At 35.1% G+C, this 12416-nt stretch carries 8 protein-coding genes and 1 riboswitch; of the genes, 7 read left to right on the top strand and 1 reads right to left on the bottom strand.

Annotated features, from left to right (window positions below):
* Positions 1-105 precede the first annotated feature (105 nt).
* A riboswitch (cobalamin riboswitch) is annotated at positions 106-338 on the top strand.
* Between the two features lie 34 nt (positions 339-372).
* The 4 genes from ES675_RS15040 to ES675_RS15055 all read left to right on the top strand — a co-directional run bounded on the left by ES675_RS15040 (position 373) and on the right by ES675_RS15055 (position 9043).
* Positions 373-2211: a TonB-dependent receptor plug domain-containing protein gene (locus ES675_RS15040; protein WP_066252740.1), complete on the top strand. Its 1839-nt coding sequence runs from the start codon at positions 373-375 to the stop codon at positions 2209-2211.
* Positions 2212-2214: 3 nt separating this feature from the next.
* On the top strand, positions 2215-3285 hold the full coding sequence (locus ES675_RS15045) for a YncE family protein (protein WP_066252669.1): 1071 nt from the start codon (positions 2215-2217) through the stop codon (positions 3283-3285).
* Positions 3286-3616: 331 nt separating this feature from the next.
* The gene (locus tag ES675_RS15050; protein WP_066252666.1) at positions 3617-6025 is read left to right on the top strand and encodes a GEVED domain-containing protein; all 2409 of its coding nucleotides are present in this window, start codon (positions 3617-3619) and stop codon (positions 6023-6025) included.
* A 249-nt stretch (positions 6026-6274) separates the two neighbouring features.
* On the top strand, positions 6275-9043 hold the full coding sequence (locus tag ES675_RS15055) for a T9SS type A sorting domain-containing protein (RefSeq protein ID WP_148367539.1): 2769 nt from the start codon (positions 6275-6277) through the stop codon (positions 9041-9043).
* Between the two features lie 181 nt (positions 9044-9224).
* On the opposite strand, the gene ES675_RS15060 is transcribed toward ES675_RS15055, so the two are convergent.
* Complete coding sequence (locus ES675_RS15060) at positions 9225-10643, bottom strand: S41 family peptidase (RefSeq protein WP_066252739.1); 1419 nt, start codon at positions 10641-10643, stop codon at positions 9225-9227.
* 145 nt (positions 10644-10788) lie between these two features.
* On the opposite strand from ES675_RS15060, the gene ES675_RS15065 reads away from it, so the two are divergent.
* The 3 genes from ES675_RS15065 (at position 10789) to ES675_RS15075 (ending at position 12415) form a co-directional block, all read left to right on the top strand.
* Positions 10789-11298 carry an RNA polymerase sigma factor gene (locus tag ES675_RS15065; RefSeq protein ID WP_066252660.1) on the top strand — a complete coding sequence of 170 codons (510 nt, stop codon included), beginning with the start codon at positions 10789-10791 and terminating at the stop codon, positions 11296-11298.
* Positions 11285-11767, top strand: a complete 483-nt coding sequence (locus ES675_RS15070) for a hypothetical protein (RefSeq protein ID WP_066252657.1) — start codon at positions 11285-11287, stop codon at positions 11765-11767. Before ES675_RS15065 ends, ES675_RS15070 begins: the two co-directional genes overlap by 14 nt.
* An 81-nt stretch (positions 11768-11848) precedes the next feature.
* On the top strand, positions 11849-12415 hold the full coding sequence (locus ES675_RS15075) for a DUF4252 domain-containing protein (protein WP_066252737.1): 567 nt from the start codon (positions 11849-11851) through the stop codon (positions 12413-12415).
* Position 12416 lies beyond the last annotated feature (1 nt).

Genomic DNA, 12416 nt, shown 5'->3' on the forward strand with positions numbered 1-12416 from the left:
AGGATTTATTTATTTACTTTATAAAATGACCAAGAAAAAATAGGCTTCATGGTGCTAATCTGAAAAGAATAATTACTTTTGCCGTGAATTTGGTTTGATAGTAAATCAGCATGTTTTTAAGTGGTATTTAAATCCTGTTAAAAACGTTCACGATTGCTACAATTAAAAGGGAATCTGGTTAAAATCCAGAGCTGTTCCCGCAACTGTAAGTTTATACTCAACGCAATTGAGTATCTCTATTTAGAGATGTTATTACTTCAATAACCACTGGTTTTATTACTGGGAAGGTTTAATAGCATAAAACAAGTCAGGAGACCTGCCAACTTCATAACCTAAAAAACGAAGAGCTTTCGGGTAAAAGGCTTCATGGATATGAAACGGCTTATAATTTTTATTTTTATAGTAGGTATTCAATTTGGTGCATGGTCTCAATCAGCGTTAGACTCATTGCAGCAATTAGATGAAGTGATTTTAAAAACCGATATGGGTTTAAATCGCTTTTCTGAAACTCAAAAAACCGAACAACTTTCCGATACTATTTTAACACGAAGTGCCGCATCATTAACCGATGTTTTAAATTATAATTCGCTTATTTATTTTAAGGAGAATGGTTTGGGCATGGTATCTTCGGCTTCATTTCGAGGAACCACCGCACAACAAACGGCTGTTGTTTGGAATGGTATTAATATCAATTCGCAATTTACGGGTCAAACGGATTTCAACACCATAAACATCAGAAATTTTGATGATGTTACTGTAAGGAGTGGCGGCGGAAGCGTGCTGTATGGCAGTGGTGCCATTGGAGGCAGTATTCACTTAAATAATCAGTTGAAATTTAATCAAGGTTTTAAAAACAGCCTGTATTTACGTTACGGCAGCTTTAATACTTGGGATGGCAGTTTTAAATCGGGAATATCTACGGATAAATTAGCTGTTAATTTTGAAGTGAGTCGCAGCAATTCTGAAAACGATTATGACTTTGTAGATTCTAATAAAAAAAACACTAACGGTGCGTATTACAATCAGAGTTTTTCGGCGAATATAGCATACAAATTCAGTGGAAAAAACACCTTAAAATTCTACAGCTATGTGTATGATGGTGAGCGCCATTTTTCGCAAATATTTCCTTCCGAAACACCTACAAAATATCAAGATTTCAACACCCGGAATTTATTGGAATGGGTTGGCTTATACAACCAATTTACATCCCGATTAAAGTTGGCCTACATAACGGAGGATTATAATTATTTTGCAAACATAAACAAGAAAAATTCAACAGGAGCCGAAGCTAAAACACTTATTGCCAAACATGACTTGGCTTTTAAAGTAAATAAAAATCTGCTGCTTAATTCGGTTATTGATATGACGCAAACAACGGCTGAAGGGTCTTCAATAATAAATGAATCGCGTACCATAACAGCTTTCAATCTACTTTTAAAACATAACATAACATCCCGATTGTTATATGAAGTGTCCTTCAGAAAAGAACTCACGGAAAATTATAAAACCCCATTTTTATTTCATGTAGGTGTGAATTATAAACCATTTGATTTTTATACGATGACTTTGAATGGTTCTCGAAATTTCAGAATGCCAACCTTTAACGATTTGTATTGGGAAGGTAGTGGAAATACGGAATTAAATCCCGAAGATTCTTATCAGGTAGAAATGGGACACGCATTTCAATATAAAAGCATCTCATTGTCCGTAACCGGTTATTATAATGATATTCAAGATATGATTCGTTGGGTACCAACAACCTCCTTTTGGAAACCCATTAATACAGACCATGTTAAAACCTATGGTTTAGAAGCGAAACTGGAAGTTAAACAGCAGTTTCATCAGCACCAATTCAGATTAGGAGCCAGTTATGGTTATACCGTTTCCGAGAACCAGGAAACTAAAAAACAACTTATTTATGTTCCCAATCATAAAGCTACGGGTTATTTTAATTACACATTTAAGAGGATGTCCACCTATTATCAACTTCTATATGTTGGAGACGTTTTTACGTTATCAGATAACAACCCAAAATACACGCTTGATGCCTATACAGTTTCCAATGTTGGCGCTGAATATGCGTTGGGTGCAACCAAACAATACAGGTTTGGTATACAACTTAAAAATCTATTTAACGAAAACTACCAGAGCGTAGCAAATCGCTATATGCCTGGTATTAACTATAATTTTTATTTTAACCTCAATTTTTAAACTATGAAACACGTAATTAAATTTTTAATTTTTAGTCTGTTATTTGCATTTGTATTCACATCCTGTAGTAGTGATGATGACAATTTTTCAGAACCCCAAGTGTCACTGGGAGATTATGAAAACGGCATTCTAGTAAGTGCTGAAGGTGGACCCTCATCTGTATCTTATATTTCCAATGATTTTTCTACAATAGAAAACAATATCTTTTTTAATGTAAACGAAGAAGATTTAGGTAATTATTTACAATCAGTAGGATTTAATGGAAATCAAGCTTATATTATTTCTGACAATGTAAACACCATTAATGTGGTTGATCGATATTCATTTAATAAAAAGAGTAGCATTACAGCTGGGTTATATACTCCAAGATACATTGGTTTTGCAAACGGTAAAGGTTATGTAACCAATTGGGGAGATGGGAATGACGCTGATGATGATTTTATTGCTGTAATTAATTTATCTACAAATACAGTAGAAAGTACGATTCCTGTTGGCGAAGGTCCAGAGCAAATAATTGCAAACGGTAATACATTGTATATATCGCATAAAGGAGGGTATGGCGTAAACAATATTATTACGGTTCTTAATACGAATAATAATTTAATATCCACTATTACAGTTAACGATGTCCCAGATGAGATGTTAATTAATGATGAAGGCAATTTGGTTGTATTAAGTGAGGGTGCTAATCAATATTGGTTGTCACCACCAAATATTACGCAAGGATCCATAGCAACAATAAACATGACAGATAATACTATTATGGATTTACATGTTTTTGAGGTTGGCAATCACCCTAGCCAAATGAGTTACGGTAATGGTACTATTTATTATGTTTTGAATAATGAAATTTATGAAATGGCTGACGCAGCAACAAGTCTGCCAACAACATCACTTATTAATTTAGGCGCTATAACAACCTATGGTATGGCTGTAAAAAATGAACATATTTATATTACTGACGCAAAAGATTTTGCATCGTTAGGCGATTTATTGGTTTACGAATTAAGTTCAGGCAATTTAATTCATACGTTTGAAGTAGGTGTAAATGCTTCAAAAATTTATTTTAATTAGACATACAGTTTTAAGCACGTGCTAAACGCCTAAAATTGATAAAAACCACGTTTTCAACTATATGGAAATGTGGTTTTTTGTTTTTCTATAAACGTTAAGGTTTCACGGATTATTCAGTAAAAATTTTATATTTTAAGATGTATTCTGAATCTACTTATAGAACTCCTATGAAATCGATAATTTATTAAGAATTATATTATGCATGCATAAAAAATTAACATCCATTTAACGTTTAAATAAAGCTGTTTGTCGATAACAATCTCATCTATATGGTATAACCTTTTTAATTGTAATATATTGGAGCACTATTAATTTAAAACCAATTTAAAAAATGAAAAAATTTACATTATTATTTTTCACTTTCATATTATGCAGCTATTCGTATGCACAGTGTGATTTTGATGGAAACTCTTATGCTTCCTTGATTCTCGCGAACAGTGGAAATGTGGAAGAAGTTGATTCCTGTAACTTCTTTGGCGAATATTCAGATATTTCAAACCTAACAATAGGTGATAATTATGAATTTGCAGCAGCCGGAGGTTTTATAACCATTATTGATGCTGGAGATGGCGTAAGCGTTTTAGCTAGCGGTGTATCGCCATTAAGCTGGGTAGCAACTGTAGGAGCTGTTGAAGCACACTGGGCTGCTGATGCCGCATGTACATCTGGATCATCATGTGTGGTTACAACTGTACAGAATTTAGATGGTACACCTCAACCAGCTCCTGCCAATGACGAATGTGTTAACGCAGAAACTATTAGCTGTGGTGATACGGTAAGTGGTCAAACTTTAACTGCTACAAATAGTGGAAACAATACAGCTAATGATGTGTGGTATGTGTTAGCTGGAACTGCTAATGGAGAAGAAATTACAGCTAGTTTATGTGGTTCAGATTATGACACGCTTATTAGAGTATTTGATGCTTGTGCAGGAACTCAAGTTGCATTTAATGACGACGCTTCAGGAGTTTGTTCCCCACAATCTCAAGTAACCTTTACTTCAGATGGAGCAACAACTTATTATATTATGGTAGAAGGCTTTGGATCAAACAATGGTAATTTTGATTTAGCTATTACATGCGTGCCACCACCAGCTTGTGTGCCAGCTACTTTTACTTTAGCTAATGGAGTTAACAATTGTCCTACCGAAGAATTCTTTATTGATGTAGTTGTGACTAATTTAGGTACTGGATTATCTGTAGATATTTCAGATGATAGTGGTGTATTAGAAACGGCTGTTGGTCTAGGAACATATTCTGTTGGTCCTTATGCTGCTAGTACTGTAGTTAATTTTACTGTGGAGGATGCAGCAGGTGATACCTGTAATGCTACTGATACTTTCACAACTATAGCAGCGTGTCCTCCAAGCAACGATGAGTGTTCAAATGCTACAGCTTTAACTGTGGATCCAGATTATTCTTGTGCAAGTGTTGTTTCAGGAACTACTATAGCCGCAACACAAAGTTTAGCAGGTTGTAGCGGTACAGCAAATGATGATGTTTGGTATTCTTTTGTTGCAACAAGTACGGATCATAGAATTACAATTACTAATACTGGTGGTGCAACTGATATCGTTACTCAAGTTTTTGATTCATGTGGTGGTGCAAGTTTAGTATGTCAAGATACGCCTAATTCACCAATTAATTTATCAGGTTTAACACCAACAAATACGTATTTCTTTAGAATTTATACGTATAGTTCTTCTGCTTCGACTAGAACAAGTTTTGATGTATGTGTTGGAACCGCGCCAACATGCTATGTGCCTGAAGATTTGGTTGCATCTTTTGTTGCGCCAAATATGGCAGACTTAACTTGGTCAGCTCCAACTAATGGAACAGCTCCTGCAAGTTATAATTGGGAAGTTGTACCTCAAGGAAGCCCTCAAGGTACTGGTGTAGTTGCTAGTGGAAATGTTGCAGGAACTGCTGCTTCAGCTACCGGTTTAACTCCAGATACGTTATATGATTTTTATGTGCAGTCTGATTGTGGTGGCGGTGATTTAAGTGCGTTTGCAGGTCCAGTTACATTTAATGCAGGATACTGTATTCCAAGTGGAACTAACGTAAATACGTATATTGATACATTTACAACTACAGGTCCAGTAAGCAATATTAATAATACGGCTTCTGGTTTATCAACTGATAATTATGGTGATTTCTATGCAAGTCAATCAGTTGCTTTAGCTGCTGAACAAACTTTTGATTTTAATGTGGAAATCGTTTCCGGAACTGTTGGCTGTGCCATTTGGATTGACTGGAATAATGATTTCATTTTTGATGAAGCCACTGAAACAGTATTTAATACTACTGGATTCGGATCAGGTCCGTTTACAGGAACTGTTACAGTGCCATCTGGTACTGCAAATGGTGATTACAGATTGCGTGTTATGATTGATTGGAATGACTCAAACCCTTCGGAAGATGCTTGTGGATTAAATTCTGGTAGAGGTGAAGTGGAAGACTATAAACTAATAGTTGATTCTACTTTGTCAACAGATAGTTTTGATTCTCCAAATGCGTTTACGTATTATCCGAATCCAGTATCAAATGTGTTAAATGTGAAAGCACAAAATAATATTAGTAATGTTGCTGTTTACAACATGTTAGGTCAAGAAGTACTTCGTACGGCTCCTAATACAGTTGCAAGTGAGGTAGATATGTCTAACTTACAAACAGGTGCTTACTTTGTTAAAGTAACTATTGGTAATGCTACCAAAACAATTCGCGTTATTAAAAACTAATAAAACGAAGTAGTTACTAAACTATAGTGTATTGAAAAACCCAGACGAAAGTCTGGGTTTTTTTATTTCAATTAGAACCGCATTTTCCTTCTCTATCAAATATTTGACTCCTTTTTTATTATTTAATCTTTTATAAACGAGGCTATTACCGTCTATGTTGTTAAACTATGAAACTGTTATGAATATTTTAACATCTATAATAAATGTAGTATATTACAAGTCTATTAATTTAATTAAACAAATTTTAAAATGAAAAAAACTACAATTCAAATTTTTATGATTTTAGCTTTTGCCTTCACGTGGCAGGCTAACGCGCAAACGGTCGTTATTGGCTCTGGAACAGATGTTACGGGCTCTACGGCTGCTGACCCAATTCATGGCTTTTATAATGCCATGAGATACCAAGTAGTATATACGGCTGCAGAATTAAGTACCATGATGACGCCCTATGATGAAATTTCAGCTTTAGGCTTTGATATAGTGGGGGATTATGCAGGTGGAGCTTTGTTAGGTTATACTATTAAAATTGGCCATACAGCAGCCATAAATTCAGCAGCGCATAATACATCACCTACCGCAACGGTTTTTGGACCAACAGATTATGATCCTACCGTAACGGCATCTGGTGTTTATGATATGATAACGTTCACATCTAATTTTGTTTGGAACGGTGTTGATAATATAGTAATTGATATTTGTACGGATGGACAGAACCCATTTTCAGGACCTTATGGTCAAGTAGCTACAACTGCAAATACGGCAAATGGCGCTAGAACAGTTAGAAGAGACGGAACAACAGCTTGTGGGTTACCTACTTCAGATGTAATAAACAACAGACCTAACATTCAGTTTAACTATATAGATGGAACGCCTCCTACCTGTACGTTTGCAGTAGTAGACTCTTCTACAGTGGTTCAAGACTGTGCTGCTTCCCAGTATTCTGTAGATGTAGAGTTTACAACTGTTGGAGATGCCACAGGTGTTTCCGATGGAACGACAACATATCCAATTTCAGGAACAACGTCTACTGCGGGTCCTTTTGCTATAGGGAGTACACAAACATTGATGGTGGTTCATTCCGATAATGCATGCGATTTCACTTTAGGAGATTTTTCGTATGATGAATGTCCTAGTATTGTTACGTGCGGAACGCCATTAAATACAACATTTTGTTATGTAGCTAATGATAACACAGACTTCGTTTATGAAAGTAGTGATGGATCTAACTTGAAAGTTATTTTTAATGCAGGTTCTATTGAAGATTGTTGTGATGATTTAGTAATTATAGATAGTGATGGCGTAACGGAATTATATAGAGGTGGAAATGGTGGAAACTTAAGTGGTTTAGAATTTACTGCTTCCGGTTCTTCTATTACGGTAGCTGTAGATTCTGATGGCTCTATTCAAAGTTGTGCTACTGGCGTGGACTGGGATTGGGATGTTATTTGTTTAAACTGTACACCTGGAACGGCCACTACTTCAGTCATTGAAGATTGTGGAACATCAACATACACCATTGAAGTAGTAGTAACTGATGCCGGAGATGCAACAAATATTACAGATGGTGTTTCTCCGCAAGCATTTACAGGAACAGTAACATTTGGTCCTTATGCATTTGGTGTTGATACAACATTAAATGTAGAGCATACAGACGCTGGATGCGATTATACATTAGGAACTTTTGGTTTAGATACATGCCCTCCAACTAATGATAACTGTGCGAATGCAGAAGTTGCTCCTATTGGAATTGGTTCTTGTGGAACAACAGTAACTGGAAATAACACAGGCGCAACAGACTCTGGAGTTGCTCAAGCAGGTTGTGCAACAGCAACTTATGCGGGCGGAGATATATGGTACCAATTTGATATGCCAGCAGGTGAAACAGAACTAGTGTATACTAGAGGTGTTTCTGCTTTTTCTACAACACAACTTGAGTTATTTAGTGGTTCTTGTGGTTCCTTGGTAGAAGTTGGCTGTACTACAGCCATAACAGCTAGCTTTACAGGTTTAACGCCTGCCGCTACATATTATGTAAGAATTTACGATTGGGGTCATGATGATTTTGGTGATGTAACATTTTGTTTAAACACACCGCCAACGTGTCCTGAACCAACAGGTTTAAATGCAGCTAACTTAACAGAAACTACGGCTGATTTGCAATGGACTGAGAATGGAACAGCAACAACTTGGGACATAGAATGGGGAACAGAAAACTTTACGTTAGGAACTGGGACAATGATTACGGGAACTACAAACAATCCGGAATCACTTACAGTTTTATCTGCTTCTACAGCTTATGATTTCTATGTGCGTTCAGATTGTGGAGGAGGCGATACCAGTATTTGGGTAGGACCTTACACATTTAATACACCAGGTCCACCTCCAGCAAACGACGCGTGTTCGGGAGCAATTGCAATTGCAATTGGAAGTACAACATCTGGTACAACTTTTAATGCAACAGGTGCATCCTCAACTTCTTGTAATGGAACAATAGGGAATGATGTATGGTACACGGTTGTTGGAGATGGTGGCGATTTAACTATTACAGTTGATTCCCCTAGCGAAGATTCACAAATAGGTATCTTTGCAAGTCCTGATTGTGCAGGAATAACTCTAGGTACTTGTGATTTTAGTGTAGATCCATTTAATAATCCTGCTGTTTTGACATTTACATCAGTAGTTGGAACTAATTATTATATTCAAGTAGGAGCTTGGATAAATACAGGAGATCCGTCAACTCATAATATTACAATTAATACAACCTTATCAACGCAAGATTTTGAGATTGATTCAGCTCTAACGTATTATCCAAACCCGGTTAATAATTTATTAATGTTAAAAGCTCAAAAAGCAATTCAACAGGTGGCTGTTTACAATATGTTAGGACAAGAAGTACTTCGTACCTCTCCTAATACTGTTGCAAGCGAAGTAGATATGGCTAACTTACAAACAGGAGCTTACTTTGTAAAAGTAACTATTGGTAATACGACTGAAACAATTCGTGTTATTAAAAACTAATAAGTGAAGTAGTTATTAAATTATATTTTATTGAAAAACCCAGACGAAAGTCTGGGTTTTTTGTTTTATAAATTCAAATAGTGTTGGATGAATACGTAATAGTATAATTTTCTAACAACTAACAACTAACAACTAACAACTAACAACTAACAACTAACAACTAACAACTAACAACTAACAACTAATCTACATACATGCCAACAGAAAAAGGTAAGAAATCCGACTTGTCTCCAATTAAATCTAAAGGTTTAATATTAGGAAATGACATACGACCACCATCTAAAATAAGTTGTAAAGCTGTTGCTAGAAGCGGTTCAGTTTCAGAACCAAGTGTTCCCATATTACCGTAATTTTCAGGCTGTGATATAGCAGGAAATAATCCTTGACTATAATCTGTGTTACCAACGGCATTCAATGATTTTAATACTAGAGGTTGCATAGCATATAAATGTGAAGGATTTGCATTCGCTCTGCGAAAATCAGGTGCATCATAAAGCGTAATGGATGCTTGAAATTTACCAGCAGTTTCGGTTCCAATATGAATCACATCTATATAAGGATCTAAACTATTTATAACTAACTCACTAGCAGATGCCGATCGTTTTGTGGTTAAAACATACACCTTGTTCAGATTTAAAATATTTAAAGGTGCGCCAGCATCATTATCTGTAAAATAATTGGTGGTTTGGTCTTCTGATAATTGGGATTGAATATCAGAATTCCACTCCTCTGTACTAAACACATTCCCTGTTTGTCCAGCTATCATACTAGACAATAAGATTGCCGTATTTACAGAACCACCAGAATTGTAACGTAAATCCAAAACCAAATTCTGAATATTATTTGCTTGAAACTCCCCAAACACCGCATTCAATTGTGAATCAAAATCTCTTGTAAACCCATTATACATTAAATAACCCACGTTTTTACCTGCAACTTCAAATATGTCTGTTTTAAAAATAGGATTTTCTGTAATGGCAGATTTTGAAAGTGTGATGCTTTGACCATTTGGTGTAATACTATCATCGCTCGTTTCAGAGGTTCCATTATCATCATAATCAGCTAAATTAATAGTGTAGGTATTGTTTCGTAATAAACTATTAAAATTAGTTGTTGTAAGCGGTGTGCCATCAATAGCATAAAAAATAGTTCCTCTGGAGACGCCTTGATTGTTAGCGCTAGAATTTGGCAATACATAGCCAACATATCCAAATACGTTTTCTGAACCGTTTGGATAGCGCATAAGGCCGTAATCCATGCCGTTGTTTTGTGTTGTACCATTTAATAATTGTTCCAATTGAATGTAATTAGACGTTATCCAACTAAACCTATCTACCGTTTGTGGTTGATAACGTAAATATTCAAACAAGGCTTCAGGTGATGGATAACTGTTTAAAAACGCTTCATAAGAACCTGCATCAAATCGGTCGTTTGCTAAATCTGGCACATTATCCTTGTAGAGATAATAGGTGTTTAAGCCTCGCCAAACAAAATCATTTAAGTCTTGGGTGGATGCTGGATTATCATCTATATCTTCAAAACAACCCGTAAATAGAGCAGATGCGCATATTATCAGCAAGTAAATAGATCGGTTTTTCATAGCCATTTTCATTTTAATTTTTCTTTTTGTCGAATTAAAAGTAGTTACTTTATAACATAATAAAAATTATTTGTAACAAATTAAGTTATCACTCGTCGTAATAGTAAGTAGCCAAAAACCAGCTATTATTGATTAACCACAAATTATGACACAGACAGAATTTTTAAATATTGTCATGCCATTTAAAGATAAAGTCTTTCGTTTAGCCAAACGATTGCTTGTGTCTCGGGAGGAAGCAGAAGATGTCACTCAAGAGATTATCTTAAAATTGTGGAAAAATCAAGAGAAAATAAGCGACTATAAAAACATAGAAGCCTTTTCAATGACCATGACAAAGAATTTTTGTTTAGATAAATTAAAATCCAAACAAGCACAGAATTTAAAGATTGTACACAGCAATTATGAAGATCATAATGTGTCTTTACAAAAGGAAGTTGAGGTCAATGATAGTTTGGAATGGGTAAGCAAGATTATGGCAGATTTGCCAGAACAACAAAAAATGGTTGTTCAGTTACGAGATATTGAGCAATATGATTATGATGAAATAGCTAAAATGCTAGATATGAATCAAACAGCCGTTCGCGTAGCTTTATCAAGAGCTCGAAAAACAATACGTGAAAAATTAACTAATACACATAATTATGGTATTAAATAATATAGAAAAATTACTTGAAAAATATGAAAATGCCGAAACCACGCTTCAGGAAGAAGCACAATTGAAGGCGTATTTTGCACAAGATGATGTAGCACCACATTTAGAGATGTACAAACCTATGTTTGCCTACTTTAAAGCAAATCAGGAAGAAGTCTCTATTAAAGAATTGCCTTTGAAATCGCGAACCATATTTAATTATAAATGGCTGACAGTTGCGGCAATAGCAGTACTTTCAATAAGCTTATATTTCAATAATCCGTTTCAAACACAAGAAGATTTAGGAACCTATGACGATCCCATGTTAGCTTATAATGAAGTGGTCAAATCACTCGAAATGATATCCACACACATGAATAAAGGTTTCGAAAAAGTAAATTATTTGAATGCTGTTAATGATGGCATGTCTAAAGTCAATTACTTAAAAGAAATGGAGAATTCCACAAATAGAATATTTAAAAACAAACAATAAACAGAAATGAAAACAATAGATAATAACAACTATAATACAATCACTGACCGTGAAAAATTAAATAATTTAAAAACAAACCCTATGAAAAAGTACACCCTTATTTTCGTTTTGGCACTTATGATGATGCCATTTGCTTCTCAAGCACAAGATATTTTTGCTAAATACAGCGAAAGCCCTGAAGTAACCTATGTATCCATTAAGCCTAAAATGTTTCAAATGTTAGCAAAAATGGATATTAATACGGATGATCCAGAATCACAGGAATATATCAATATGGTGAATAGTATTACCAGTTTTAAAGTGATTTCAACAGGAGATAAAGCCATTTCTGCCGATGTATCTAAATGGGTGAAATCGAGAAAAGGTGGTTTAGAGGAATTAATGGTCGTTAAAGATGACGGAATGAATATGACATTCTATGTTAAGGAAGGTCGTGATTCGGACCATGTAAGTGAATTCCTGATGTTTGTTGATGGTATTGGAGCTGTTACAAAAGATATGGATATCAATATGAATGGTAAAAAACGTGAATTTGAAACAGTAGTAGTGTCCTTAACAGGAGATATTAACTTAAATCAAATTTCTAAATTGACCCAGAAAATGAATATTCCAGGTGGTGAGCATTTGGAAAAGAAAGATAAGAGATAAT

This window comes from Algorimicrobium algoritergicola (genome assembly GCF_008086165.1).
GTDB classification, from domain to species: Bacteria; Bacteroidota; Bacteroidia; order Flavobacteriales; family Flavobacteriaceae; genus Algorimicrobium; species Algorimicrobium algoritergicola.

Bases quoted from the DNA above. Each gene is read 5' to 3' on its own strand.
- ES675_RS15040 (WP_066252740.1), top strand. From the start codon at position 373: ATGAAACGGCTTATAATTTTTATTTTTATAGTAGGTATTCAATTTGGT.
- ES675_RS15045 (WP_066252669.1), top strand. From the start codon at position 2,215: ATGAAACACGTAATTAAATTTTTAATTTTTAGTCTGTTATTTGCATTT.
- ES675_RS15050 (WP_066252666.1), top strand. From the start codon at position 3,617: ATGAAAAAATTTACATTATTATTTTTCACTTTCATATTATGCAGCTAT.
- ES675_RS15055 (WP_148367539.1), top strand. From the start codon at position 6,275: ATGAAAAAAACTACAATTCAAATTTTTATGATTTTAGCTTTTGCCTTC.
- ES675_RS15060 (WP_066252739.1), bottom strand. From the start codon at position 10,643: ATGAAAAACCGATCTATTTACTTGCTGATAATATGCGCATCTGCTCTA.
- ES675_RS15065 (WP_066252660.1), top strand. From the start codon at position 10,789: ATGACACAGACAGAATTTTTAAATATTGTCATGCCATTTAAAGATAAA.
- ES675_RS15070 (WP_066252657.1), top strand. From the start codon at position 11,285: ATGGTATTAAATAATATAGAAAAATTACTTGAAAAATATGAAAATGCC.
- ES675_RS15075 (WP_066252737.1), top strand. From the start codon at position 11,849: ATGAAAAAGTACACCCTTATTTTCGTTTTGGCACTTATGATGATGCCA.